Raw genomic sequence first — 25,850 nt, 5'->3', positions numbered from 1 at the left:
CCTGTTGTCTGGAAGGGTTTTGGGTTCCCCCCCCCCCTCTTCCCCCGCTCTTGGGGGGGGAGATGTGTGGGGGGGAGGGGCGGAACCCTTTTGTGTTTCCCGCCCCTTCCCCATGACCACGAAGACGTCAGGACCGCTCGTCACCGAGGTCGGTGCTGGTCGTGCAGGAGACCTTCGCGCCCCCACCGGAGCAGCTCTGCCTCTGGTCGTTGACCAGGCGGATCTTTCCGTACTTGTCGCTGGTGATGTGCTCCTCGCGCACATCCTCGCAGCGCACCAGGCCCTTGCCGTCGTTGGTGCACTTCGCGGGGCTCTCGACGGCGACGGCGTGAACGGCGCCGAGGCCCATCAGGGCAGTGCTCCCCAGAACGCCCGCCACCACTGTGATCTTCTTCGACTTGAACATCTGCCCATTCCTCAACGCTCGGCCCCGCCGCGTCTGTACGGCGACGCCGTTACGGATGCCTCAACGGCCAACGAAGCGGGCAGGCCCGGAGCCCGGATCGCGTGCGACCGGACTCCGGGCCTGCCCACACATCACCGGATGGTGATCACTCGCCGCCCAGGTTGAGGTTGCTCGAGCACTGCACGGAGTTCGTCTCCTTGTTCTCAGCGTTGCCGATGCCGAGGAGGCCGACCGCGAGGTTGATGTCGTCGATGGCGATCAGCGACTGGACCGAGTTGTCCTGGACGCAGGTCGTCTTCTGCTCGTTGTTGAGCTCCACCGACGGGTCGTCACCGGCGTGGCTGACGCCGGCGCCCAGGAAGCTGACACTGCCGAGCATGGCCATCACGACAGCGGCCTTCTGGTACTTGCGCATTACTTCTCCATTCTCGTTTTGACGCGATCCGGGGGCGGACCGGTCGGTGACAGCCGCCAAATGTAGGCGGCCTTTGCGGCAATTGATAGCGAAACGCCGATCGGTATTCAGATGGCAGAAAAAGACACTTCGCACTGCTGTCGCGAATTCACACAATCGGCCCGGCAATCGGATCGTCGAACGACACCGACGCGCCTCGCAGCACCGTCAGGACTTCTCGCGGGGGACGGTGAAAGTGCTGGCGCAGGTGAGCTCACCCTTGCCGGAGCAGGTCTGCGACGTCTCGTTGTCGACGCGGACCTTTCCGTCATCCTCGGTGACCCGGTGCTCGTCGACCTGCACACAGCGGAGGTGGCCGTGGCTGTTCTCGGTGCAGGTGGGGGCGTTCTGCGCGCCGACGGCCTGGGCGGCACCGAGGCCGATCACAGCGAGACTTCCCAGGAGGCCCGCCGCCGCGATCTTCTTGAACTGGAACATCAACCTTTTTCCTTGACGATCATGGAATGGCCGGGGGGCCGGGCAGGCCCGGGGTCCGCGACGCGTGCGCTCGGACCCCGGAACCCACCCGGTTCACCTCAGAGGACTGCTCAACCGACGTTCGAGGAGCAGGCCACCGCGTTGGTCTCGGTGTTCTCCGCGTTGCCCAGGCCCAGAATGGCGCCCACGCCGGCGTTGACGTCGTCGATGGAGACGAGCGACTGGATCGAGTTGTCCTGCGCGCAGTTCGTGGTCTGCACGCTGTTGAGCTCGAAGCCCGGGGCGTCACCGGCGTGGCTGACGCCGGCGCCGAGGAAGCTGACACTGCCGAGCATGGCCATCACGACGGCGGCCTTCTGGTACTTACGCATTACCTCTCCGTTTCTCGAGTGGACACGATCCGTACTGGATCGGTCACCGAACGTGGCCAATCTAAGCGAGCCCGGTGACTTTTGACAGCCAAAACGCCCAGATGCGTATCTTTTGTGTGAAGACGCAGGTCAGAGCCCTGTGGCGCTACATCGGACGGATGAATGGCCGCGCCGCCACAAACCCGTGTTCGCGGCGAGGACGGCCAAAGGGTGATCTCGGGGGCACAGCCCGTTACCCGGTGAAAGCCGACGCGTTGAGCGGGGAGTGCGGCCGCTTGTCATGGGGCCGCGCTTACCAGACCAGTTAAGGAGAACGTGATGTCTCGCATCGCGAAGGCGGCCACCGTGGCGCTCGGCACGGGCGCGGTTGTGTTCGGCGGCGCCGGAATGGCCACGGCGCACTCCGGCGCCGAGGGCGCCGCGGTCAACTCGCCCGGTGTCGCGTCCGGCAATGTGGTCCAGGTTCCGGTTCACGTGCCGGTGAATGTGTGCGGCAACACCGTGAATGTGATCGGCGCCCTCAACCCGGCGTTCGGCAACTACTGCGTCAACAAGTGACACAGCGGGAATTGGCGTTGTAGTACGTACCGCGAAGAGCCCCGGCCGCCTCGGGCGCCGGGGCTCTTCGCGTGCCCGCGTGCCGCCTCAGGCGTAGCGGTACGTCCCGCCGACGTCCTCCAACTCCTCGGGCGTCACGTCCCACGGCGGCAGCTTCTCGCGGCGGGACACGAGCCGGCCGTGCTGCTCGTCGCCGGAGCCCGGCGCGGTGGCGGGCAGATAGCGGGCCCCGCCGTGCCGGCGCTGCCAGCGGTACCACTGGAGGTCCACGAAGGCGTGGTGCAGCCAGAAGACGGGGTCGTTGACGGAGGCGGCGGTGAGCATGATTCCGCCGACCCAGCGGTGCACCCGGTTGTGGTTGCGCCACGAGGCGCTGCCCCGGCCGGTGCCCCAGCCCTCCAGCCGGTTGCGGAAGCCCCGCGTGACCGTCGAGTCCCAGGGCGCCACGTCGTAGGTGGTCTCCTTGAGCGCCCACTCCAGATCGCTCTTCGTGGGCAGGCCGATCGGATCGGCCCGGCGGCCCAGGTCCCGGGTGAGCGCCTCCCCCTCGGTCACCCCCACCCTGATGGTCCAGTTGCCCTCCCCGTGCGCGAACGGTCCCGTCGTCACCCGCGCGTCGGACCGGCGCCCGTTGCCGCCGAGGAGGTCCGCGGTCCACGGTGCCGCCGTGGTCGTGCGGTCGCGGGTCCAGTCCCAGTAGGGGAGGGTCACCGAGGAGTCCACCCGGCGCAGGGCGTTCTCCAGGTCGAGCAGGAACCGGCGGTGCCAGGGCAGGAAGGAGGGCGCCATGTGCGCGGTGCGCAGCCCCCGTTCACCGTCGGAGGAGTAGTACGCGAGATGCGTGCGCACGAACTCGTCGTACTCGCCGCGCCGTTTGACCTCCAGCAGCGCGTTCACGAACCGGCGTTTCTCGGTCGCCGTCAGGGTGGCGGCGTCCTTACGCACGTACGCCATGCCGGCCCTCCCGGTGCTCGTGTCCCGTGTCGGCGGCCCGCAGCCGGTCGCCGGGGGCGAGCGCGTCCACGGCGGCTCGCGCGGCGGCGAGCGGTGTCGGGTACGAGCAGTAGTGGTCCACGTCGCTCAGCCAGGTGCCGTCGGCCCGGCGCATCAGGTGCAGGGGGCGGCCGTCGACCGTGACGTGCCACCGGCCGTCCGCGTCCCGTGCCCCTCGGAGGCGGCGGCCTCGGTGGATCCGGTCGAAGGCGTCGCCGGATGCGGGGCGGGACGAGCGGAAGGCGGCGAGCAGCGGCGCCAGGGCCGTGGCGACCACGCCGGTGCGCAGGGCCCGCGTCACGTCCCGCCGCGTTCTGCCCCGCGGCACGGGCGGCGGTTCCGCGCCGGCCGGGGTCGCCTCGATGCCGATGACCATCGGTCACACTCCCTTGTCCGTCCTACGGTTGTCCGTAGCGGCAAACGACATCCGGCCCCCAGTGGAAACTGGGGGCCGGATGTCGCAGGGCGTGATTCAGGCGTGCAGCCCCAGGTCGCCGTGGACCGGCTTGGCCTCGTTCACCGTGGCGGCCGCTTCCTTCGTCGTCTCGAGCAGCGTCTTCTCGTCGGCGTCGACGTTCTCCGACTCGCTCAGCGACGCCAGCTCGAAGGGGACCGCGGTGCGCAGGCCGGTGTCGAGTCCGGTGGACGCCAGGTCGGTGGAGTCGGCGGCGTACGCGGGCGCGGCGAATCCGGCGGCGAACAGGGACCCGGCGAGGACGGCGGCAGCCTTCAGGGACTTCATCGTGTTCCTTTCTTCGGCAACTCGGGGGGTCGGTTGCCGGAGGGGAATTCTGTCGCCGTGCCTAACGATCCCCGGCCGAAGCGGAAACGGAATACCAAGGATCGACAAGTCCTCATATGAGCGTTTTACGAGGATGGCGGCACCAGTACCGAGGTGAGTGCCGGGAGGGTGACTCCCGGAAGCAGTGGCGTCCGCGCGGGGTCGGCCGGCGCGGGCAGGGTCGAGGCCGTGGGCTCGGTGCCGAGCAGCGCGTCGACGAGCTCGTCCACCCGGGCCAGCACCTCGTCGACCGTCGAAGTCGCCTCCGCGACGGCGGCGTTCGCGTCCGCCTCGGCCTGCGCGATCGCGTCCGCCGCCGCGTCGTCCGCTTCCGTGGCCGCGTCCGTCTCCTCCGTCGCGTCGTCCGTCTCCTCGGCCGCTTCGGTTCCGGTCTCCGCTTCGGTGTCCGTCTCAGCCTCCGTGCTCGCCGCGGTGTCGGGCGCGAGCAGCTCCAGCAGCTCGTCGAGGGCCTCGCGCAGGGCGGCGAGCTCCTCGTTCGTGAGGTCGCCCTCGGTGACCAGCACCGTGTCGTCCGCCGTCGCGGCCGACGGTGACGGCTCGGTGGTGACGGTTGCCGTGGCCGCCGGGTCGTCGTCGGCCGCCCTGACGACCGCGGCCTTCGCCGCCTCGCCCAGCCTCCTCGCCTCACCGGAGGGCAGCCGGCCGTCGTCCGCCTCGAGCACGGCCGTCACCAGGTCGACGACCGGGGTGAGTCCGTGCTCGCGCGCGTCGATGGTCCTGACCTGCGCGAGCAGCGCGGTGGACGACACCGCGCGGTCGCGCCCGGGGACCGTGTCGGCCGCCACGGCGGCGGGGCCGGTGACTCCGGCCAGGAGGGCGGCGCACAGAGCGCCGAGTGCGATGCGCCGGGCAGGCAGAACGCCCATGGAGGTTCCTTTCACGGTTTTCGGATCTTGAAGCCACCGTGGAAGCACCCCCGGGCCCCCGCAACCGGAGCTGCGCCATTCGATTTTCCGTCCCTCACCCGTCTGCGCGTTCTGCCTGATGGGGTGGTGAGCCGGGCGGGCCGCCCCCCGAGCATCGACTTCACGTTTTCAACACACTTCGCCCCATTCACTGAATTTCGGTGAATTTGTCCGTTTGGTGACTAGAGTTGCGAACCTCCGAAGCACCCTCATGGGCGGACGCATCGCACTCGTCCCCGCTGCCTGCCGCCGCCACCCTGTTCCGAAAGGCTCCGACGGTCATGCGCCAAACCCTGGGTCAGATGCTTCGCCGCGCGACGGTGGGCGTCCTCACCCTCGCGATGTGGGCACCCTGCGGCTCCTCCTCCGCCGCGCCGGCCGCGCCCTCCCCCGAGGCCGACGGCCTCGCCTTCGCCCAGCGGTACCGCGCGGTCCAGCACGGCGGCATCGTACGGGCGGCCAACGCCTCCGCCACCTGCCGTACCGGCCAGGCCTGCCGGGCCGCGCAGTCCGGCGGGGCCGGGGTGAACGGCGACTTCGACATGGGCTACATCGACGTCGACCAGGACCCCAACACGTACAACTCCTCCCGCGCGGAGGTCGGTCTGCCCGCCGGCTCCCGGGTCACCTACGCGCGTCTGTACTGGGGCGGCAATCTGCTCGCCGGCGAGCAGAAGCCGTGGGAGGACAACGGGCGGGTGCTGATCGCCGAGCCCGGCGGGGAGTACAAGGAGGTCCTCGCGGACACGCTGGTGGGCCACCGCGTGGCGGACGGCGCGGACGCCTTCCAGGCCTCGGCGGACGTCACCGGGCTGGTTCGGGACAGTGCGCCGGGCCTGTACACGGTGGCGCAGATCAACGTGGCCGGCGGCCGGTCGGCGGCCGGCACCTGGGGCGGCTGGACGCTCGTGGTGGCGTACGAGAACCCGGCGGAACCGCTGCGGCACCTCGCGCTCTGGGACGGGTTCACCCCGCTCGGGGGCCGCGAAGGGGTCGAAGTCGCCTTGCGGGACCTGCCGTTCGCGGCGGGCGCCGGGGGCCGGGCGGGGCTGGTGGCGTACAACGGCGACCGCGGCACCACCGGCGACTCGCTCGTCCTCACCGCCGGCGGCTCCTCCACCCCGCTCGCCGGCGCGGGCAACCCCTCCGACGACGTCCTGAACTCCACCGTCACCGACCCCGGCGGCTCCTCCCCGGCACGGGTACCGGCGTACGGCAACACCCTCGGCTACGACTCCGACGTGTTCGACCTCTCGGCCGGCCTGGGCGGCGCCGGTGACCGTGCCACGTTCCGGCTCACCTCGCAGCGGGACGCGGCCTGGGCCGGCGTGCTCTTCGCCGCCGTCGACGCCCGGCGGTGAGCGGTCCGGCGCCGAGCGCCTTCCTGAGCGGTGAGGCCGTGCGGACGGGCCTGACGGTGCCCGGCCGCCCGCCGCGGGTCCTGCACCTCACCCAGCCGGTGGACGGCGGGGTGGCGCGGGTCGTGACGGACCTGGTCCGGGCCCAGCTGGCGGACGGCATGGACGTCACCGCGATCTGCCCCGACAGCGCGCTCTCCGGCCGGCTCCGGTCGCTCGGCGCGCACGTACGGCACTGGCGGGCGACGCGCTCACCGGGCGCCTCGCTCGTGCGGGAGGTGCGGCAGCTGACCCGGCTGATCGACGAGGTGCGCCCCGATCTGGTGCACGCGCACAGCGCGAAGGCCGGGCTCGCCGGGCGGCTCGCGGTGCGCGGGCGCGTCCCCACGGTGTTCCAGCCGCACGCCTGGTCCTTCGAGGCCGTGGGCGGCTCCACCGCGGCCCTCGCGCTCCGCTGGGAGCGCTGGGCGGCGCGCTGGGCCGCGCGGGTGGTCTGCGTGAGCGAGGCCGAACGCGCCACCGGCGTGCACGCCGGCATCACCGGCCGGTGGACTGTCGTACCCAACGGCATCGACCCCGACCGCTTCCGTCCGGCGCCCGCCGCCCCCGTACGGGCCGAACTCGCGGCGCTGGCCGGGCTGTCCGGGCAGGCGCCGCTCGCCGTATGCGTGGGCCGGCTGTGCCGGCAGAAGGGGCAGGACGTCCTGCTGCGGGCCTGGGACACCGTGCGGCGCCGGGTGCCCGACGCCCGTCTGGTGCTGGTCGGCGACGGGCCGGACCGTGACCGGCTGCGCGCACAGGCCCCCGGGTCCGTGCTGTTCGCGGGGGCCGTCGCGGACACCTCGCCCTGGTACCAGGCCGCCGATCTCGTCGTCCTGCCGTCCCGCTGGGAGGGCATGGCGCTGGCCCCGCTGGAGGCGATGGCCTGCGGGCGGCCGGTGGTGGTCACGGACGTCGACGGCGCCCGCGAGAGCCTGCCGCCGTCCTTCGCCGACCGGTGCATGGTGCCGCCGGAGGACCCGGAGGCACTGGCCGGGGCCGTCGGCGCGCTGCTGCTCGATCCGCCGCTGCGCGCGTCGCTCGGCGACCTGGGCCGCCGGCACGTGCTGTCCCTCCACGACGTGCGGCACACCGCGCGGGCGGTCGCCGACGTCTACCGCGAACTGCTCGGCGCCCGGCCCGCCGCGACAAGGACGTGCCCGCACCGGGCCGTCGAGGACACGGACGCCGGCCGGACGACAACGCGCGCCGAGCCCTCCGAGCACAGGGAGTCCATCCACTCGTGACCGCCGAACGCACCGTGCCCTCCCCCGGCGTACCGCCGCGGGACCACGGATTCTCCTCGTCCGTCTCCGTCATGCCGCCCCGCGGCCCCGACACCGGCCCCCGGCTGCCCACCGCGCCGGCCCGGCCCGCGTCACCGGCACCGCTGCTCGTCGCGGATGCTGCCGCCGTCCTGCCGGCCACGCTGGTCCTCACCGGCGACCAGCGCCATCCGCTGCTCGTCGCCCTGCTGATCGGGCTGTCGCTGCTGCTGCGCCCCCGTGACGTCCGGCCGCCGGTGCCGGGGCTGCTGGAGGAACTGCCCGCCGTGTGCGGCCGGGTCGCGGTGGCCTGGCTCGCCGGCGCGGCGCTGTGGGCGGCGCACCGGCCGGAGGACCCGTTGTCCGCCGGCACCGTGCTCGGTGGCCTGGCCGTGCAGGCGGCGGCGGGCTGTGCGCTGCGCGCGGGCGTGCACGGCCGGCGGCGGGCCGCGCTGCTGCGCCACCCGCGGGCCGCGCTCGTCGTCGGGCCGGCCGCGACCGCGCAGCGCGTGGCCGCCGCCGTGCTGCGCCACCCGCGGTGCGGGGTGCGGCCGGTGGGCATCGTCGCCGGGCAGGCCGACGGCGCCGAGGGCGTGCCGGTGCTGCGCACGGACGAGGAGGTCGAGCGGGCGGTCATCCAGAACGGGGTGCGGGCGGTGCTCGCCGTCCACCCCTCGGTGCGCGCCGAACAGGGGGCGCTGCTGCGGACGCTGGCCGCGTCGGGGTGCGTGGTCTGGGAGGTCGACGCCGACTCCGCGCCGTACCCGACGCGGGAGCGGCTGGCCGGGTTCTCCTGCCGGCGGCTGGACCTCGCCCCGGCGCGCGGCGGCGGCATCGGCAAGCGGATGCTCGACGTCCTGGTGTCGGGGACGCTGTTGCTGCTGGTCAGTCCGCTGCTGCTGGTGTGCGCCGTGACGCTGCGGATCGGTGACGGGCCGGGTGTGGTGTTCCGGCAGGAGCGCATCGGCCGGAACGGGGAGCCGTTCACGCTGCTGAAGTTCCGCACCCACCGCCCGGTCGACGAGCACGAGTCGGCGACCCGGTGGAGCGTGGCCAACGAGCACGAGATGCGCTGGTTCTGCCGCATGCTGCGGCGCACCTCCCTCGACGAGCTGCTCCAGCTGTGGAACGTGCTGCGGGGCGACATGAGCCTGGTCGGGCCCCGGCCCGAACGGCCGTACTTCGTCGCGCAGTTCAGCCAGACGTATCCCGGCTACGCGGCCCGGCACCGGATGCGCACCGGCATCACCGGCCTCGCGCAGATCCACGGGCTGCGCGGCGACACCTCCATCGAGGACCGCTGCCGGTTCGACAACGCCTACATCGACGACTGGTCGCTGTGGCGGGACGTCTGCATCCTGCTGCGCACCGCGGCCACGCTGGTCCGGCCGACGGGGAGCTGACGACACGTGAGCCACGCCCACGCCCTCCTGCCGCTGCCGCGCCGGGCCGCCGCGCTCGCGCCGGTCCTGCCGCTGGTGGCGGTGGTCGCCCTGGCGGGCCTGCCGCCGACGGGGGACGGCGCGGGGCCCGCCGACGTGGTGTCCGCGCTGGCCGTGGGGTACTGCGTGATCCTGCTGCTGCGGGAGCGGCGGCGCCCGCTGTCGCGTGTCGCGGCGGTGGTGCTGGGGCTGCCGGTGGTGGGGCTGGCGCTCGCCGCCATGGGGGCGGCCTCGCCCCAGGCGGCACTCGACGGCCTGTCCCGCTATCTCCAGGTCTTCGTGCTCGTCCCGGCCGCCGTGCTGGTGCTGCTCCGCGGACGGGCCGACTTCCGGGTGCTGGCCTGGGCGTTCGTGGGGCTCGCCCTGTGGCAGGGGGCCGTCGGGGTGCGTCAGTACGTCACCGGGACCGGTGCCTCCTACCAGGGCGAGACCATCCGGGCGGTCGGCACCTTCGGAGCCACGGACGTGATGGGCATGGCGACGGCGGTCTCGCTGGGCGTGGTGTGCGCGGCCGGGATCGCGCTGGGCCGGGCACCGGTGCGGCAGCGGGCGGCCGCCGCCGGGTGCGCCCTGGTTCTGGTGCTGCCGCTGGCGCTCTCCTTCAGCCGGGGCGCCTGGATCGCGACCGCGCTGACCTGCTCGGTGCAGCTGGCGCTGGCGGGGCTGCGGCGCGCGCTGAAGGTGGCGGCGGCCGTCGTGGCGGCGGGCGTCGTCCTGATGGGCGGGTTCGGGGTCGGTACGGCGATGCTTCAGGAGCGGATCGACAGCATCACGGAGGTCGCCGGCACGCCCGACCAGTCCGTCGTCGACCGGTACACCCTGTGGTCGGCGGCGACCGGCATGTGGCGCGAACACCCGCTGACCGGGGTGGGGCTGAAGGGCTTCCCCGAGTACCGCGACGGACACGCGACCCTGGCGCTGTCCTCGGGCAGCGACATCGAGGGGGCGGGCGAGGAGTACCACAAGCAGGCGCTGCTGTCGCCGCACAGCATGTATCTGCTGGTGCTGAGCGAGCAGGGCCTGATCGGGCTGCTGGCCCTCGCGGGGGGCTGGTCGGCGCTGCTGGTGTGCGCGCTGCGGCGGCTGCCGCGGGCGCGCCGCGGCGGTCCCGGCCTCGACTGCGGGCTCGTCGCCGTCGGCCTGCTGCTCTGGCTGCTCACCGACTTCGTGTACGGCGACATCGGCGGCCCCTCGACCGTACTGACCGGCATGGCCCTGGGCCTGACGGCGTGGTGGGCGCTGTCCACCGCCGAACCGGCCCACGCCGCCCGGTGTGACGGATCAGCCGAGCGGGTCGAGGAGGCGGCGACACGATGACGGCGGTGCCTTCCCAGACCCCGGGGCCCGCGGGCCCCGGCCCCGGCGGACTCCGAACCGACGGACCTGCCCGGCCCACGACGGGCGGACCGGGCCCCGGCCCCGGCACACCGCCCGACGGCATCGCACCCACCGGATCCACACCGGCCGCACCCGACCCCGCCCGGCCCACAGACCCCGGACTCACCGGCCCCCCAACCGGCACACGCACGGCGACCGACGCGCCCACGCCCGGCCGGCCGACGGCAGACGTCTCCACGGCGGGTCGACCGCGGCCCACGGCACCCGGACTCCCCGGGCGCGCCACCGGCACGCGCACGACGTCCCGCGGGCCCGGGCCCGGCACACCGCCCGACGGCATCGCACCCACCGGGCCCACACCGGCCGCACCCCACACCGACGGCCCGGCTCTCGACGCACCCCACACCCCCAGCCCCGCCCGACCCACAGACCCCGGGCTCAGCGGGCGCCCCACCGACACACCCACGACGACCGACGCCCCCGCGCCCGGCCGACCAACGGCAGACGGCCCCACGACGGGTCGACCCCGACCCACGACACCCGAACTCCCCGGGGACGCCACCGGCGGGCCCGGTGTGGTCGAACCCCGGGGAGTGCAGGGCAGCGGGGTCGAGGGTGCGGCGACAGGGGTGTGTGGTGACGGGGGTGAGTCGGGTGGCGCTTCGCGGAGGTTTCTCGCTCGGGCCGCGTTGGGGGCGGCCGGGTTGTCCATCGCCGGGTCGTTGCTCGGGCTGGTGCGGGACCAGTCGCTGGCGCGGCTGTTCGGGGCCGGGAGCGACACGGACGCCTTCCTGGTCGCCTGGACCGTGCCGGAGATCGCCGCGACGCTGCTGATCGAGGACGGCCTGGCGATCGCGCTGATCCCGGCGTTCAGCGTGGCGCTGGCCCGCCGCGCCCGGGGCGTCCCCGGCGACCCGGTGCGCGACCTGGTCAAGGCCACCCTGCCCCGCCTGTGCCTGGCCTTCGCCGCGGTGGCCGCGCTGGTCGCCGCCGGTGCCCCGTACCTGGTCCGGGCATTGGCGCCCGGTCTGGCCGACCCCCGGCTCGCCGTCGACTGCACCCGGCTCACCGCGATGAGCCTGCTCGCCTTCGGGCTCGCCGGGTACTGCAGCGCCGCCCTGCGGGCGCACCGCCGCTTCTTCGCCCCCGCGGCGATCTACGTCGCCTACAACACCGGCATCGTCGCGGCGATGTTCCTGCTCGGCGGCGAGTGGGGGGTGCGCTCCGCGGCCGTCGGGGTCGCGGTGGGCGGCTGTCTGATGGTGGCGGTGCAACTGCCGTCGCTGTGGCGGCAACTGGCCTCCCGCACCCCGGCGCCCGCCGCGACCGGACCGGACGTCGAGGAACGCCCGGTGCGGCTGGCCCTGATCGCCGCCGTGCTGCTGTTCGCGCTGTGCCGCCAGTCGCAGGTCCTCGTCGAACGGTTCCTGGCGTCGTCCCTGCCCGCCGGGGCCATCTCGCACCTCAACTACGCGCAGAAGGTCGCCCAGATCCCGATGACGCTGTCGCTGATGGTGTGCACGGTCACCTTCCCGGTGGTGGCGCGGGCGCTCGCCGACGGCGACACCGGGCGGGCCCGCGCCCGGGTGGAGCGGGACCTGGTGCTGGCCTCCTGCGTGGTGCTGCTGGGCATGTGCGCCGTGATCGCCTGTGCCCCGCAGATGATCGGACTGCTGTTCCAGCGGGGCGCGTTCACCGCCGCGGACACCGCCGCGACGGCGGACGTCATGCGCGTGTACGCCCTCGGTCTGCTGGGCCAGACCCTGGTGGGCGCCCTCGTCCGCTGCTACTTCTCGACCGGCCGCCCCAGCTGGTACCCCGTCGGCGTGATGACGGCCGGCATCGTCGCGACGTCCCTGATCGGCGCCGTCACCGTGGGCCGCTGGGGGGTGGCGGGCATCGCCGCCGCCAACGCCTTCGGCATCACCGTCACGGCGGTGCTGCTGCTGACCGGGCTGCGCACGGCGGGCCGCGCCGGCGTCTCGATCGGCGTCCGCGGGGTGCTGGCCGAGCTGAGCCGGCCCGTCCTCGCCTCGGTCCTCGCCGTCGCCACCGGCGCGTTCGCGGCGAGCCGCTTCGACTCCCCGGTGGCGGCCCTCGCGGCCGGCTGTACGGCCGTGGCCGCCGTGTTCCTCCCGCTCGCCCTGTCCGTCCTGGGCGCCCATCGATCGGCGTCCGCACTGCGCTCCGTACGCACCGTCACACGAAGGCTCACACATGGCCGCTTCCGTTGATTCCGTCGACACCGGCAGACTCCCCGCGTCCCGCCCGGGCCCCGTCCCCTGGGTGGCGATGTACCACTCGGTGGGCGACTGCTCGGACGACCCGTACCGCATCACGGTCACCCCGGAGCGGCTCGAACGGCAGCTGGCATGGTTGCGCCGGCGCGGGCTGCGGGGCGTGTCCGTCGCCGAGCTGCTCGCCGCCCGCGCCGAGGGCCGGGGCCGGGGGCTGGTCGGCCTCACCTTCGACGACGGGTACACCGACTTCCTCACCGGCGCCCTGCCGCTGCTGCGCCGCTTCCACTGCGGCGCCACCCTCTTCGTCCTGCCGGGACGGCTCGGCGGCGACAACGCCTGGGACCCGCTCGGCCCGCGCAAGCCGCTGCTGACCGCGGACGGCATCCGGCGGGCCGCCGCCGAGGGCGTGGAGATCGGCTCGCACGGACTCACCCACGTCGACCTGACCCTGGCCGACGACGCCACGCTCACGGCGGAGGTCGCCGAGAGCCGCGCCCGGCTCGAGGAGCTGACCGGCGCCGCGCCCGCCGGGTTCTGCTACCCGTACGGCACGGTCGACGCGCGTGCCGTCGAGGCCGTACGGAAGGCGGGGTACGCCTACGCCTGCGCCATCGACCCCGGCCCGCTGACCGGCCCGCACGCCTTGCCGCGCGCGCACGTCGGGCAGAACGACACGGCGTGGCGGCTGCACCTCAAGCTCCGGCTGCACCGGCTGCGCCGGCGCCCGGTGGAGGGCGTCTGAGATGAGGGCGCTGCACATCATCACCGGCCTCGGTGTCGGCGGTGCCGAGCAGCAGCTGCGGCTGCTGCTGCGTCATCTGCCGGTCGACTGCGACGTGGTGACGCTCACCAACCCCGGCGCGGTCGCCGAGGGGCTCGGCGCCGACGGCGTGCGCGTGGTGCATCTGGGCATGGGCGGCAACCGCGATCTGGCCGCCCTCCCCCGTCTGGTCCAGGTGATCCGGGCGGGCGGCTACGACCTGGTGCACACGCATCTGTACCGGGCGTGCGTCTACGGCCGGCTCGCCGCCCGGGTCGCCGGGGTCCGCGCGGTCGTCGCCACCGAACACTCCCTCGGGGACACGCAGATGGAGGGCCGCAGGCTGACGGCGGGGGTGCGCGCGCTGTATCTGGCGAGCGAGCGGCTCGGCTCGGCGACGGTCGCCGTCTCCCCTACGGTGGCCGACCGGCTGAAGCGGTGGGGCGTCCCCGCGCCCCGCATCGAGGTCGTCCCCAACGGCGTCGACCTGGACCGCTTCCGCTTCGACCCGGAACGCCGGGAACGCACCCGTCGGCGCCTGGGCCTGCCGGAGGGGGCCTTCGTCGTCGGCGGCGTCGGCCGGCTCGCCCGCGGCAAACGGTTCGACGTCCTCGTCCACGCCCTCGCCCTGCTCCCGGAGGACCACTGGCTGCTGCTGGTGGGCGGCGGCCCGGAGGAGCACATGCTGCGCCGCACGGCCCACGAGGCCGGCGTGGCCGGGCGGATCCTGTTCACCGGGGAACGTCCCGGCGTCCCCGACGGCACCCCCGGCCCCGACCTGCCCTCGCTGACCTCGGCGATGGACCTGTTCGCCGCCCCGTCCGCGGAGGAGGCCTTCGGCCTGGCGGCCGTGGAGGCGCTGGCGTCGGGACTGCCCGTGCTCTACGCCTCCTGCCCGGCGATCGAGGACCTGCCCCCGGAGACCTGTGCCGGCGCCCGGCGGGTGCGCGGCGGCCCCGCCGCGTACGCCCGTGCGATCGCCGAGGTCCGCGCGGCGGGCCCGGGCCCGCGCACGCCCGGCCGGGCCGCGCACCACTACAGCATCACCCGCAGCACAGCCCGCCTCATGGACGTGTACTCGGCGGCCGTCGCCGGCACGTCGCCGTCCGCCGCACCGTAAGCCGCACCGAAAGCCGCACCGAAAGCCGCACCCAAAGGGAGCAAGCCCGTCATGACCGACACCCCGACCCGTCGGCTCCGTCCGTCCCTGGCCCGTCTCAGGAGGCTGCCGCCCTGGTCCGCGCTGGTGGCAGGCACGCTCGTCGGCGGTCTGCTGGGCGGCGCGTACGGCCTGCTCACGCCGCCGGCGTACACGGCCACCAGTTACGTCGTCGCCGTACCGACCGACAAGGCGACCCCGGACGCGGCCCGCGGCTTCGCGCAGGCGTACGGCCGGGTGGCCACCCAGCTCGCGGTGCTCGGCGACGCGCAGGTGTGGGCCGGTGTGCCGGTGCGGACGCTGCGGGACAGCGTGCGCACGGCGACCTCGCCGGACGCGCCGATGGTCGCCGTCACCGCCACCTCCACGCGGCCCGCGCTGGCCGTCGACATGGCCAACGCGGTCTCGCGCGCGCTGACCCGGCACGCGGAGCACACCAAGGGCAGCACCCAGGTGCGGCTGGTGCAGTTCTCGCGTGCGGTGAAGCCGGGCAAACCGGCGTCCGCGTCGTCGGAGGTGACCTCGCTGGTGGGGGCGAGCGCGGGCGGGCTGCTGGGCGGCCTGGCCCTGCTCGCGCGGCCGAGGCGGCCCGGCCGGGGCGACGACCCCGCGCCCGCCGCCTCGGTGCCGGGCCCCGCCACCGCCGCCGACGCACAGCGGTGACGGCGGTGAACCCGGCCGGGGCGGCGCCGTCACCCGCCGGTGCGCGACCACCAGTCGAAGCGCAGGCAGAGCTTCCCGCCGAGCCAGTACTCCACCCACCGGCCCAGGTCCAGCGGCGAGCAGTTCTCCGGCGGCAGCGGCGCCTCGGGCGTGCTCGGTGCGGGAGTCGGCTGTGGAGTGGCATCCGGTGTGGTGTCCGGGTCGGCCCCGTGCGTGCGGCCGAAGAGGACGGAGCGGTAGACCCGGGACGAGTCCGGGTTGTCGTCGCACTGCCACACCCCGTGCGGGCAGTAGTCGGTGATCGTGTTGTAGAGCGGTTTGTGCTTGTCGATCCAGGCGAGCATGCGCCGCATGTATTCGGGATTGTCGCCGTTGCGGAAGAGCCCCCATTCGGGATAGGAGATCGGCTTTTTGTGGGCCTTCGCGAAATCCACGTGGGCCTGGAGTCCGTAAGGCTCCTTCACCTGTTCGTCGAAGGAACGCCCGGCCGGCTGGTCGTAGGAATCCATGCCGATGACGTCGACCGTGTCGTCCCCCGGGTAGCACTCCGTCCAGGGAACGGCGTCCCGGCCGCGGCTCGGCGTGAAGTCGAACCGGAACTTCTGGCCCGGCACCGCCCGCATGGTCCGCACGATCCGGTTCCAGTACTTCTTCCAGGACTCGGGGTCGGGACCGCACCGGTGGGTGTAGGTGACGCCGTTCATCTCCCAGCCGAGCACCAGGACCGTGTCCGGCACCTTCAGCTCGACCAGCCGCTCGGCGAGGGCCCGGAAGTGATGGTCGAACTCCCCGGCCGCGCCCCGCCGCAGCAGCTGCCGGACCTCGTCGTCGGAGACACCCTCCTCGTTGCGTTCCTGGAGGGGGACGTTGAGGACGAGCATCCGGTCGTCCCTGGCGTTGCGCCAGTGCGCCCACGACTCGAGGAAGCCGATGTCGCCCTCGATGTCGCTCCAGTGGTTGCCGGGCAGGTAGGTGTGGCCGACGCGCAGCTCGGCGCCGCCCAGCCAGCGGCTGAGCTGCTCCATGCGCGCCACACCGCGCGCGTCGGAGGCGAGGAAGGCGCCGAAGGCCGGGACGCCCCGGTGCGGTGCCGGAAGGGCCGGTGCGGGGACCGACGGGGCGTCGGCGGCCACGCCGCCGGGAGCCGCGGGCGGCGTGTGGAGGGTGGGGACCGCGGGAAGCGCGGGGATCTCCGGGAGCGCGGGGATGGTGGGGACCGCGCGCGGGATCGCGGGTTCCGCCGCGACCGGCACCGCCGGACGGGAGTCGGCTCGCGCCGCCCCCACCGCGGGACCGGCCGCCAGGGCGGCCGACACGACGACCGCCGCCGCGGCGCCCACGGCCGTCCCGCGGGCCCGGACCCGCCTGTGCTGTGGGGCCATTGGCTGCTCCTCTTCTCGCTCTCGTCCGCCTTCTGCCCGACGTCCTCGATCGTGACGAACAGTCATATGAAGTCAGGCACAGGAAATACGACCGTGCCAATGTCATTGCGGCTTTCGAGTGCCCGGCTCGCCCGTGCGGGTGAGCCGGTACCAGAGGAAAGTGAGAATTCGTGTCGTTGCTCGACACCCGTGTCCCCGCCGTTCTGCTGCGGACCGACCGGAATCCCTTTCACCACGGAACGCTGGGGGCCGTGCGGTCGCTCGGCCGGGCGGGAGTGGAGGTGCATGTCGTCGCCGATGTCACGGGAAGTCCCGTCCACCGCTCGCGTTATGCGCACGGGCTGCATTCCCCGCCACGCCCGGGTGCGTCGGCGGACGAGATCCTCGCCGTGCTGCGCCGCGTGGCCGGCCGGGTCGGACGTCCGGCGGTCCTGATCCCGCTGGACGACGCGACCGCGATCGCCGCGGCACGTCTCCGGGAGGACCTCGCGCCGTCCTATCTGCTGCCCGCGCTGCCCGCCGCGCTGGCCGAACGCGTCGCCGACAAGGCGGAACTGGCCGCCGTGTGCGGGTCCGCGGACGTTCCGCACCCGTGGACGCTCGTCCCGGACAGCCCGGCGCGGGCCGTCGACGACGCGCGGCGGCTCGGACTGCCGCTGGTCGCCAAGTGGAGCCGGCCCTGGCTGCTGCCCGCCGGCAGCGGACTGCGCAGCACCCAGCTGGTGCACACGGCGGGACAGGCCGGCGAACTGCACGCGCGCACCGCGGAGGCGGGCAGTCCGCTGCTGCTCCAGGCGTATCTGCCGCCCGGACCGGACCGGGACTGGTTCTTCCACGGGTACGCCGACGGCTCGGGTACCGTGCGCGCCGGCGGGCCGGGCCGCAAGCAGCTGTCCTGGCCGCGCGGGGCGGGACTGACGGCGGTGGGCCACTGGACGCCCAACGCCGAGGTGCGGGCGCTCGCCGAACGGCTCACCGGCCACCTCGGCTACCGGGGCGTCCTCGACCTGGACTTCCGCCGCTGCGGCAGCACGGGCCGCTACCACCTCCTCGACTTCAACCCGCGTCCCGGCGCCCAGTTCCGGCTCTTCGCCGACAGCGCGGGACTGGACGTCGTACGCGCCCTGCACCTGGATCTGACCGGCCGTCCGCTGCCGGACGGGCTTCCGGTGGCCGGGCGGTCGTTCGTGGTGGAGAACTACGCGCCGTTCGCCGCGCTGCGCACGGCACCCGGCGGACGCGAACTGGCCTGGTACGCCCGGGACGACCGCGTCCCCGGATGGGCGATGTGGGCGCTGTGGGCCCGCCATGTGTCCGGCCGGCTGCGGCAGCGGCTCGTCACCGCCGCTCCCGTACCGGCGCCCCGCCCGGCCTCCCGGGCGGCCGCACCCTCCCTGACCGACAACGAGAAAGCGAGCAGCTGATGATGTACGACCTTCTGGTGGTGGGCGCCGGTCCGTACGGTCTGTCGATCGCGTCCCACGCCGCGGCCGCCGGACTGAACCTGCGGGTGTTCGGCCGGCCCATGGCGTCCTGGCGGGACCACATGCCCGCCGGCATGTTCCTGAAGTCGGAGCCGTGGGCGTCCAACCTCTCCGACCCGGCCGGACAGTGGCGGCTGGACGCGTACTGCGCCGAGCAGGGCCTGCCGGCGCGGCACGCGCACCCGATCCCGGTGGAGGCGTTCGCGTCGTACGGCCTGTGGTTCGCCCGGAACGCGGTGCCGGAGGTGGACGAGCGCACGGTGACCCGGGTGTCGTCCGGCCCGGACGGCTTCACGGCGGTCACCGAGGACGGGCAGGCGCTGCACGCGCGTACGGTGGCGCTGGCGATCGGGGTGATGCCGTTCATCGAGGTGCCGCCGGCCCTGCGCGGACTGCACCCGACGCTGGTGACGCACAGCAGCCACCACAACGACCTGGGGCACTTCCAGGGCAAGGACGTCACCGTGATCGGCGGCGGCCAGGCGGCCCTGGAGACCGCGGCGCTCCTCGCCGAACAGGGCACCCGGGTACGGGTGCTGGCGCGGGCGGACCGGCTGCGCTGGAACGATGTGCCGCCGGCCTGGGAGCGGCCCTGGTGGCAGTCGGTCCGCTCACCGCACAGCGGGCTGGGCCCCGGCTGGCGGAACTGGTTCTACTCGGAGCGTCCCGGTCTGTTCCGGCGGCTGCCGGAGGCGACCCGGTCGCGCGTCGCGGCCACGGCGCTGGGTCCGGCGGGCGCCTGGTGGGTGCGGGACCGGGTGGAGCGGGCGGTGGACCTGCTGCCGGGCCACGAGGTCACCGCGGCGGCCGCGGTGCCGGGCGGGCTGCGTCTCGACCTGACGGGGCGTGACGGCTCCCGGCGCTCCCTGGAGACGGAACACGTCATCGCCGCCACCGGGTTCAAGGCGCACCGTGACCGGCTCGGTCTGCTCTCCGCCGAGCTGCGCGGGACGCTGGCGGTCCTGCCGGACGGTTCCCCGGCGCTCGGCCACAGCTTCGAGTCCTCGCACCCCGGGCTGTTCCTGGCGGGTCTGGTGACGGCGTCCGGGTTCGGTCCGGCGATGCGCTTCGTGCACGGCGCGACGTTCACGGCGTCGACGCTGGTGCAGGGGGTGCGCCGGCGGCTGAGGGCGACCCCGGCGCTCGGGACGGTTCCCGTTCCGGGCGGTGCCGGCCGCAGCGGGGCGCCGGCGCCGGTGCGCGGCTGACGGGCGTACGACGACACGACGCGTCCCCCGGACCTGATCGGTCCGGGGGACGCGTCGTCGTGGAGGGCCGGATGCCGGGTGGGGTGGGCCCGGCATCCGGGGTGGGCTACCGGCGGGAGGCCAGTCGGCCGCGGCGGTACAGCATCGCCCCGCCCGTGATCAGCACGGCGCCGGCCGCCGAGGCGGCGATGAGGCCGTCGGTGCCGGTCTCGGCGAGGTGCGGCGGGTTGCCGGGCACTTCCTCCTCCTCGGCCGGGGGCTCCTCGACCTCGTGGGTGGGAGGCGTCCTGACCTGGGTGGGCGGAGCCGGCGTCTCCTTCTCCGGCTCGTCCTCCTTGCCGTATCCGCCGTCGTTGACGCAGGTGTTGTCGTAGGCGCCGTTGAACAGGCCGACCACGTCGACGCTGTTGCCGCACACGTTCACCGGGAGGTGGATGGGCACCTGCACGTTGTTCCCGGACAGCACACCGGGCGAGCCCTTGGCGGCGCCCACCGCGTGCGCACCGCCGGAGTCGCCGTAGGAGTCGCCGTAGGAGGAGTCACCGTAGGAGGACTCGGTGTGCGAGGAGCCGGTGTGCGAGCGGTCCGCGGACTTCTTCTCCTCGCCGTGGGAGCCGTTGACGCACGTGTTGTCCGACGCCTCGTTGAGCGCCCCGGCACCGGTGACGTTGTTGCCGCAGAGGTTCACCGGGGCGTGGACCGGCGCCTGCACGTTGTTTCCGGAGAGCACGCCGGGCGAGCCCTTGGTGCCGCCGACCGCGTGCGCGCCGTCACGGGAGTCGCCGTGCCCGGACTTGTCGGAGCCGTTGACGCAGGTGTTGTCGGAGGCCTCGTTGAGCGCCCCGACCACGTTCACGCTGTTGCCGCACGCGTTCACCGGCACCTCGACCGGTGCCTGCACGTTGTTCCCGGACAGCACACCGGGAGAATCCTCGGCACCGCCCCCCGCGAACGAGTCGGCGAGGGCGGGGGTTCCGTACAGGGACAGAATGCCCGTGGCGGCGGCGGCCGCCGCGAACACTCCCCTGCTCAGGGTCTGTCGCAATGTGGTTGTCTTCCTGCTTGAAGAATGGGAGCGGCCACGCGTTCTGGCCCTCCGCTGCCGCATGGCCTACTTCTTCATCAACCCGACTCGGCGGAATCGGTTGCGCAGGTTCACCCGGTTGGACCGCGCGACCCCCGGGGCGGGGCCGAGCGCGGTCCGGGCGTCAGGACACCACGTCCTTGCGGACGAACCCCCGGAACGCCAGCGCGAACAGCACCAGCGCGTACGTCACGGACACCGACGCGCCCTGGATCATGCCGGACCACTCCGGGCTCGGCTGGATGGCGTCCGCCCAGGCGAACTGCCAGTGCGCGGGCAGGAAGTGCCGCCAGTCGCCGAGGGCGGTGACGGCGTCCAGGACGTTGCCGACGATGGTCAGGCCCACCGCGCCTCCCACCGCGCCCAGCGGGGCGTCGGTGCGGGTGGACAGCCAGAACGCCAGCCCGGCGGTGACCAGCTGCGACACGAAGAGGTACGCCACGACCACCACGAGCCGCTGGGCCGCCGTGCCGGGGTCGAGCGCGCCGCCGGTGGGGATCTGGAGCGGGCCCCAGCCGTAGGCCGCGGTGCCGACGGCGAGCGCCATCACGGGCAGCAGCACCATCGCGGCGAGGCTGAGGGCCAGTCCGACGACCAGCTTGGACCAGAGCAGCCGCATCCGGGGCACGGGCGCGGCGAGCAGATAGCGCAGGGAGGACCAGCCGGCCTCCGAGGCGACCGTGTCCCCGCAGAACAGGGCGACGGGGATGACGAGCAGGAAGCCCGCGGACACGAACAGGTTGACGGCGGCGAAGTTGGCGCCGGACGCGGTGGCCGTGTCCATCAGGTTGACGCGGTTGCCTTCCGGGCCGCCGTCCGGCGTGCCGCCGATCGCGAAGGCGATCACCAGCACGAAGGGCAGGACGGCGAGGATCGCTCCCATCACGAGGGTGCGGCGGCGCTTGAGCTGGCGGACCAGTTCCACCCGGAGGGGCAGGGTGCGGCCCGCGCGGTAGCCGGCGGCGACCTCTACGGGCTCGGCCTGCCCGCCCGGCTCGGCTCGCTCGGTGAGCGTGCTCATGCGGAACCTCCGATCAGGGTGAGGAAGGCGTCCTCGAGGCGGCGGTGCGGGCCGACCGACGCGACGGGCACCTCGAGCCGGACCAGTTCGGCGACCAGGCGGGGGGCGGTGCCGTCGGTGTCGAGCCGGATCAGCAGCCCCTCGTCGGTGCGGACGGCCGAGGCGACGCCGGGCAGCGCGGCGATCTTCTCGGCGACCGGCTCCTCCACGGGCGTGACCGTGCCGACGAGGAGGGTGTCGCCGGAGCCGATGATCTCGTGCACCGGACCGGCCTGGACCAGCTGCCCGCGGTCCATCACGACGAGGTGGGTGCAGGACTGCTCGACCTCCGCCAGCATATGGCTGGAGACGATCACCGTGCGTCCGGCCGCCGCGTACCGGATCATCACCTCGCGCATCTCGCGGATCTGCGGCGGGTCGAGGCCGTTGGTCGGCTCGTCGAGGATGAGCAGGTCCGGGAGGCCGAGCATGGCCTGGGCGATGGCGAGGCGCTGGCGCATGCCCTGGGAGTAGGTGCGCACCGCGCGGGCGAGCGCGTCGCCGAGACCGGCGATCTCCAGGGCCTCCTCCAGGTGCGCGTCCTCGGGCGGGCGCCCGGTGGCGCGCCAGTACAGCTCCAGGTTCTCCCGGCCGGACAGGTGCGGCAGGAAGCCCGCGCCCTCGACGAACGCGCCGACCCGGGACAGCACGGGGGCGCCGGGGCGGATGGCGTGGCCGAAGACGCGGATCTCGCCGCCGTCCGGCTTGATGAGGCCCATCAGCATGCGCAGGGTGGTGGTCTTGCCCGCGCCGTTCGGGCCGAGGAGTCCGAGCACTTGGCCCTTCTCGACGCGGAACGACAGGTTCTGCACGGCGTACCGGTCGGAGGAGCGGGAGTAGCGCTTGCTCAGGCCGGTGATCTGGAGCGGGACGTCGGCCAGTGCGGGGTCGGGCGCCGGGGCGGTGGTGCGGCGGCGTCCGGTGAGCAGCAGGGCGAGCGCGATCAGGGCGCCGGCGACCGGCAGCCACACCACCCACGCGGGCAGCGGGGCCGCCGCGGTGGTCACGCCCGGTGCCGTGGGCACCGTGAGGTCGCTCTTGAGGGAGACGGTGTACGTCGCCGGGGCGGCCGGGGAGGCGTAGCCGAGGTCGGTGGAGGAGAGGACGAGGCGCAGGCGGTGGCCCTTCTGGACCTCGTGGTCGACGGCCGGGAGGGTGAGCGTCACGTCCTTGCCGGAGCGGGCGTCCTCGACGCGGACCGGGGCGACGAGCTGGGAGGGCAGCACCTGCTGCCGTCCGTCCGGGCCGACGTCGTACACCTTGCCGAACAGGACGGCGTCGTCGCTGGTGGACTTCACCCGCACGGTGACGGTCGGCGATCCGGTGATTCGCAGGTCGCCGCCGACCGGGGCGGACTCGAAGCGGGCGAACTGGCCCGGGAAGTCCAGCGAGATGCCCACGCCGAGCGACGAGAGCTGGGCGAGTCCGCCGGAGCCGCCGAGGCCGGGCAGGGAGGACACGGCGGGCGGGTTGGCGCCGGCCGGGTTGGCGAAGCTCTGCTCGCGCCCGGTGAGCGGGAAGGTCCTGCCGGCGTTGGTCAGCCCCGGGTAGGTGTCGGCGCTCGCGCCGGTCAGCACGGCCCGGCCGTCGGTGGAGTCGACGCCTCCGGTGCGGGTGACACGGAAGGCGGGGCCGGTGTCGGCGCCCTTGTCGCCTTTCAGGTACCGGTCGAACCAGTTCCGTACGCGCTGCTCCACCCGGTCGCTCTCCAGGTCGCCGCCGTCGTGCCCGCCGGCGATCCAGTCGACCTCGACCGGGGCGCCGTTGGCGCGGATCGCCTTCGCGGCGGCGTCGGCCTGGCCGAGCGGGAACAGCGAGTCGGACTGACCCTGCGTCAGGAGCGTGGGCACGTCGATGCGGTCGGCGACGGCGGACGGCGAGCGTTCCTCCAGGACGCGGCGCGCCTCGGGGTCCGGGGTGCCGGACTCGGCGACCCGCTCGTACATCGCGCACAGCGCGGGCTCGAACCGCTCGCAGCCGCCGCCGGAGTTGATGAAGACACCCGCCCACAGCTTCTTGAAGACGCCGTTCGGGAACAGCGCGTCGGCGAGGTCGAAGTAGGTGATCGCCGGGGCGATGGCGTCGACCCGGTCGTCGTACCCGGCGCCGAGCAGGGCGATGGCACCGCCGTACGAGGCGCCGGCCATGCCCACGCGCGGGTCGCCCTTCTTGTCGAGCCGGACCTCGGGCCGCTGGGCCAGCCAGTCGACGAGCCGGGAGACGTCGGCGACCTCGCCCTCCGGGTCGTTCAGCCCGATCCTCCCGGTCGACTCGCCGAAGCCGCGCGCGGACCAGGTGAGGACCGCGTACCCATCACGGGCGAGGTCCTCGGCCTGCTCCCGCACGTCGTCCTTGCTGCCGCCGAAGCCGTGCCCGAGGAGCACGGCGGGTCGGCGGCCGTCGGGTCCGGCGGTGAAGTACGAGGTGTCGATGCGCACCCCGTCGTCCATGGCCATGACCCGGTCGGCGCGGCGGACCGGGGGCGCCTCGTCGGAGGCGACGGCGGTCCACGTACCGGCGCCGGCGAGCACGACGACGGCGGCCGCGGCGGCGGTGACCCGTCGCGTCCACCGCAACCGCGGCCACCGCGCTCCGGGCAGTCGAAGATCCATGCGTCAACGGTACGGGGTGAACCTGTCACCAAGTTGTCGACCGCAGACCGAACCTGACCACCTCCCGACGGCGTACGGGGGCCCCGCCGCGTACCGCGTCCGTGGTACGCGGCGGCGCCGGACCGTCCGGCTCAGTGGTTGCGCGGGAAGCCCAGGTCGACGCCCGTCGGGGCGTCGGCCGGGTCGGGCCAGCGGGTGGTGACGACCTTGCCGCGGGTGTAGAAGTGCGTGCCGTCGTTGCCGTAGATGTGGTGGTCGCCGAAGAGGGAGTCCTTCCAGCCGCCGAAGGAGTGGTAGCCGACGGGGACCGGGATCGGCACGTTCACGCCGACCATGCCGGCCTCGACCTCCAACTGGAAGCGGCGGGCGGCGCCGCCGTCCCGGGTGAAGATCGCGGTGCCGTTGCCGAAGGGGGAGCTGTTGATGAGGTCGAGGGCTTCTTCGTAGGTGTCCGTGCGCAGGACGCAGAGGACCGGGCCGAAGATCTCGTCCTGGTAGGCCTTGGCGGACGTCGGCACCTTGTCGAGCAGGGAGATGCCGATCCAGTGGCCGTTCTCGTGGCCGTCGACCGTGTAGCCGGTGCCGTCCAGGACGACCTCGGCGCCCTCGTCCGCCGCGCCGGCGACGTAGGAGGCGACCTTGTCGCGGTGGACCTTGGTGATCAGCGGGCCCATCTCGGAGGTGGGGTCGTCGCCGGGGCCGATCTTGATCTTCTCGGCGCGCTCGCGGATCTTCTCCACCAGTTCGTCGCCGATCGCGCCGACGGCGACCACCGCGGAGATCGCCATGCAGCGCTCACCGGCCGAGCCGTAGGCCGCGGAGACGGCCGCGTCGGCCGCCGCGTCGAGGTCGGCGTCGGGCAGGACCAGCATGTGGTTCTTGGCGCCGCCGAGGGCCTGGACGCGCTTGCCGTTGGCGGAGGCGGTGGTGTGGATGTAGCGGGCGATCGGGGTGGAGCCGACGAAGGAGACCGCCTTGACGTCGGGGTGGGCGAGGAGGCGGTCGACGGCCACCTTGTCGCCGTGGACGACGTTGAACACGCCGTCGGGGAGACCGGCCTCCGAGAGGAGTTCGGCGAGGCGGATCGAGGCGGACGGGTCCTTCTCCGACGGCTTCAGCACGAACGTGTTGCCGCAGGCGATGGCGAGCGGGAACATCCACATCGGCACCATCGCCGGGAAGTTGAACGGCGTGATGCCGGCGACCACGCCCAGCGGCTGGCGGATGGACGACACGTCGACGCGGCTGGCGACCTGCGTGGACAGCTCGCCCTTCAGCTGCACGCTGATCCCGCAGGCCAGGTCGACGATCTCCAGGCCGCGGGCGACCTCGCCGAGGGCGTCGGAGTGCACCTTGCCGTGCTCGGCGGTGATCAGCTCGGCGATCTCGTCGCGGTGGGCGTCGAGCAGCGCGCGGAACTTGAAGAGGATCGAGGTGCGGGTGGCCAGCGAGGACTGGCCCCAGCTCAGGTAGGCCTCCTTGGCGGCGGCGACCGCGGCGTCGACCTCCTCGACGGAGGCGAAGGCGACCTTCGTGGTGACCTCGCCGGTCGCCGGGTTCGTCACCGGCCCGTAGGTACCCGAGGCGCCTTCGGCGGTCTTGCCGCCGATCCAGTGGTTGACGATCTTCGTCATGACCGAGAACTCCTTCACAGATGGCGGCGACGGGTGGAGACGTGCCGTTCGTACAGCTCATGCGCCCCGGCCGCGGGCGGACACGCCGCGGTCCCGGTCACCCGTCCATCCCACCAGGTCCGGGCGGCCGGACGGGCCCGACACAGTGTCGGTCGTTCCGGTCCGCGCATAGACACATGGGACCTCGGCGGAACC

General features: G+C 73.6%; 24 protein-coding genes. 11 read left to right on the top strand and 13 right to left on the bottom strand.

Annotated elements, in window-relative coordinates; genetic code table 11:
* Positions 1-127 precede the first annotated feature (127 nt).
* The 4 genes from ACZ470_RS01680 to ACZ470_RS01665 form a co-directional block, all read right to left on the bottom strand.
* Positions 128-406 (bottom strand): hypothetical protein, encoded by a 279-nt coding sequence (locus ACZ470_RS01680; protein ID WP_468423407.1) that lies wholly within the window; start codon positions 404-406, stop codon positions 128-130.
* A gap of 145 nt (positions 407-551) precedes the next feature.
* A complete protein-coding gene (locus ACZ470_RS01675; RefSeq protein WP_468423405.1) occupies positions 552-821 on the bottom strand; it encodes a hypothetical protein in 270 nt (89 codons plus the stop codon).
* A 207-nt stretch (positions 822-1,028) separates the two neighbouring features.
* The gene (locus ACZ470_RS01670; RefSeq protein ID WP_468423404.1) at positions 1,029-1,298 is read right to left on the bottom strand and encodes a hypothetical protein; all 270 of its coding nucleotides are present in this window, start codon (positions 1,296-1,298) and stop codon (positions 1,029-1,031) included.
* Positions 1,299-1,408: 110 nt separating this feature from the next.
* The gene (locus ACZ470_RS01665) at positions 1,409-1,669 is read right to left on the bottom strand and encodes a hypothetical protein (protein ID WP_468423403.1); all 261 of its coding nucleotides are present in this window, start codon (positions 1,667-1,669) and stop codon (positions 1,409-1,411) included.
* A 318-nt stretch (positions 1,670-1,987) separates the two neighbouring features.
* On the opposite strand from ACZ470_RS01665, the gene ACZ470_RS01660 reads away from it, so the two are divergent.
* Positions 1,988-2,227, top strand: a complete 240-nt coding sequence (locus tag ACZ470_RS01660) for a chaplin (protein WP_468423401.1) — start codon at positions 1,988-1,990, stop codon at positions 2,225-2,227.
* Positions 2,228-2,314: 87 nt separating this feature from the next.
* On the opposite strand, the gene ACZ470_RS01655 is transcribed toward ACZ470_RS01660, so the two are convergent.
* The 4 genes from ACZ470_RS01655 to ACZ470_RS01640 all read right to left on the bottom strand — a co-directional run bounded on the left by ACZ470_RS01655 (position 2,315) and on the right by ACZ470_RS01640 (position 4,888).
* A complete protein-coding gene (locus tag ACZ470_RS01655) occupies positions 2,315-3,181 on the bottom strand; it encodes a tyrosinase family protein (RefSeq protein ID WP_468423399.1) in 867 nt (288 codons plus the stop codon).
* The gene (locus tag ACZ470_RS01650; RefSeq protein ID WP_468423397.1) at positions 3,165-3,596 is read right to left on the bottom strand and encodes a tyrosinase family oxidase copper chaperone; all 432 of its coding nucleotides are present in this window, start codon (positions 3,594-3,596) and stop codon (positions 3,165-3,167) included. Before ACZ470_RS01650 ends, ACZ470_RS01655 begins: the two co-directional genes overlap by 17 nt.
* A gap of 96 nt (positions 3,597-3,692) precedes the next feature.
* Positions 3,693-3,962, bottom strand: coding sequence for a hypothetical protein (locus ACZ470_RS01645; protein WP_468423395.1), 270 nt, complete (start codon positions 3,960-3,962; stop codon positions 3,693-3,695).
* Between the two features lie 125 nt (positions 3,963-4,087).
* On the bottom strand, positions 4,088-4,888 hold the full coding sequence (locus ACZ470_RS01640; RefSeq protein WP_468423393.1) for a hypothetical protein: 801 nt from the start codon (positions 4,886-4,888) through the stop codon (positions 4,088-4,090).
* 320 nt (positions 4,889-5,208) lie between these two features.
* Here ACZ470_RS01640 and ACZ470_RS01635 point away from each other — a divergent pair, with 320 nt between their 5' ends.
* The 8 genes from ACZ470_RS01635 to ACZ470_RS01600 all read left to right on the top strand — a co-directional run bounded on the left by ACZ470_RS01635 (position 5,209) and on the right by ACZ470_RS01600 (position 15,191).
* Positions 5,209-6,288, top strand: coding sequence for a DUF3344 domain-containing protein (locus ACZ470_RS01635; protein WP_468423391.1), 1,080 nt, complete (start codon positions 5,209-5,211; stop codon positions 6,286-6,288).
* Entirely contained in the window at positions 6,285-7,571 is a 1,287-nt protein-coding gene (locus ACZ470_RS01630) for a glycosyltransferase family 4 protein (protein WP_468423389.1), read from the top strand. The genes ACZ470_RS01635 and ACZ470_RS01630 overlap by 4 nt, the downstream gene beginning before the upstream one ends.
* Positions 7,568-8,992: an exopolysaccharide biosynthesis polyprenyl glycosylphosphotransferase gene (locus tag ACZ470_RS01625; RefSeq protein ID WP_468423387.1), complete on the top strand. Its 1,425-nt coding sequence runs from the start codon at positions 7,568-7,570 to the stop codon at positions 8,990-8,992. Before ACZ470_RS01630 ends, ACZ470_RS01625 begins: the two co-directional genes overlap by 4 nt.
* Before the next feature lie 6 nt (positions 8,993-8,998).
* The gene (locus ACZ470_RS01620; RefSeq protein WP_468423385.1) at positions 8,999-10,348 is read left to right on the top strand and encodes an O-antigen ligase family protein; all 1,350 of its coding nucleotides are present in this window, start codon (positions 8,999-9,001) and stop codon (positions 10,346-10,348) included.
* A 725-nt stretch (positions 10,349-11,073) separates the two neighbouring features.
* Positions 11,074-12,603, top strand: a complete 1,530-nt coding sequence (gene murJ, locus ACZ470_RS01615) for a murein biosynthesis integral membrane protein MurJ (RefSeq protein ID WP_468423383.1) — start codon at positions 11,074-11,076, stop codon at positions 12,601-12,603.
* The gene (locus tag ACZ470_RS01610; RefSeq protein WP_468423381.1) at positions 12,587-13,351 is read left to right on the top strand and encodes a polysaccharide deacetylase family protein; all 765 of its coding nucleotides are present in this window, start codon (positions 12,587-12,589) and stop codon (positions 13,349-13,351) included. Before murJ ends, ACZ470_RS01610 begins: the two co-directional genes overlap by 17 nt.
* Before the next feature lies 1 nt (position 13,352).
* Entirely contained in the window at positions 13,353-14,489 is a 1,137-nt protein-coding gene (locus ACZ470_RS01605) for a glycosyltransferase (RefSeq protein WP_468423379.1), read from the top strand.
* Between the two features lie 51 nt (positions 14,490-14,540).
* Complete coding sequence (locus ACZ470_RS01600; RefSeq protein WP_468423377.1) at positions 14,541-15,191, top strand: YveK family protein; 651 nt, start codon at positions 14,541-14,543, stop codon at positions 15,189-15,191.
* 29 nt (positions 15,192-15,220) lie between these two features.
* Here ACZ470_RS01600 and ACZ470_RS01595 read toward each other — a convergent pair whose 3' ends face one another.
* Positions 15,221-16,573 carry a glycoside hydrolase family 26 protein gene (locus tag ACZ470_RS01595; RefSeq protein ID WP_468423375.1) on the bottom strand — a complete coding sequence of 451 codons (1,353 nt, stop codon included), beginning with the start codon at positions 16,571-16,573 and terminating at the stop codon, positions 15,221-15,223.
* A gap of 170 nt (positions 16,574-16,743) precedes the next feature.
* Between ACZ470_RS01595 and ACZ470_RS01590 the strand changes: the two genes are divergently transcribed.
* Both ACZ470_RS01590 and ACZ470_RS01585 read left to right on the top strand, forming a co-directional pair.
* Positions 16,744-17,997, top strand: a complete 1,254-nt coding sequence (locus ACZ470_RS01590) for a carboxylate--amine ligase (RefSeq protein ID WP_468423373.1) — start codon at positions 16,744-16,746, stop codon at positions 17,995-17,997.
* A 2-nt stretch (positions 17,998-17,999) separates the two neighbouring features.
* Positions 18,000-19,265, top strand: a complete 1,266-nt coding sequence (locus ACZ470_RS01585) for an NAD(P)-binding domain-containing protein (RefSeq protein WP_468424034.1) — start codon at positions 18,000-18,002, stop codon at positions 19,263-19,265.
* Positions 19,266-19,371: 106 nt separating this feature from the next.
* Here the strand turns inward: ACZ470_RS01585 and ACZ470_RS01580 are convergent, their stop codons facing one another.
* The 4 genes from ACZ470_RS01580 to mmsA all read right to left on the bottom strand — a co-directional run bounded on the left by ACZ470_RS01580 (position 19,372) and on the right by mmsA (position 25,655).
* A complete protein-coding gene (locus ACZ470_RS01580; RefSeq protein ID WP_468423371.1) occupies positions 19,372-20,310 on the bottom strand; it encodes a chaplin in 939 nt (312 codons plus the stop codon).
* Positions 20,311-20,473: 163 nt separating this feature from the next.
* Positions 20,474-21,370: an ABC transporter permease gene (locus ACZ470_RS01575; protein WP_468423369.1), complete on the bottom strand. Its 897-nt coding sequence runs from the start codon at positions 21,368-21,370 to the stop codon at positions 20,474-20,476.
* Positions 21,367-24,021: an alpha/beta fold hydrolase gene (locus tag ACZ470_RS01570; protein WP_468423367.1), complete on the bottom strand. Its 2,655-nt coding sequence runs from the start codon at positions 24,019-24,021 to the stop codon at positions 21,367-21,369. Before ACZ470_RS01570 ends, ACZ470_RS01575 begins: the two co-directional genes overlap by 4 nt.
* Positions 24,022-24,152: 131 nt before the next feature.
* The gene (gene mmsA / locus ACZ470_RS01565; protein ID WP_468423365.1) at positions 24,153-25,655 is read right to left on the bottom strand and encodes a CoA-acylating methylmalonate-semialdehyde dehydrogenase; all 1,503 of its coding nucleotides are present in this window, start codon (positions 25,653-25,655) and stop codon (positions 24,153-24,155) included.
* Positions 25,656-25,850 lie beyond the last annotated feature (195 nt).

It is taken from the genome of Streptomyces sp. NPDC031111, assembly GCF_055570675.1.
Note: the sequence above shows the minus strand (reverse complement) of the source record. Positions and strands in the feature narration are given on the sequence as shown.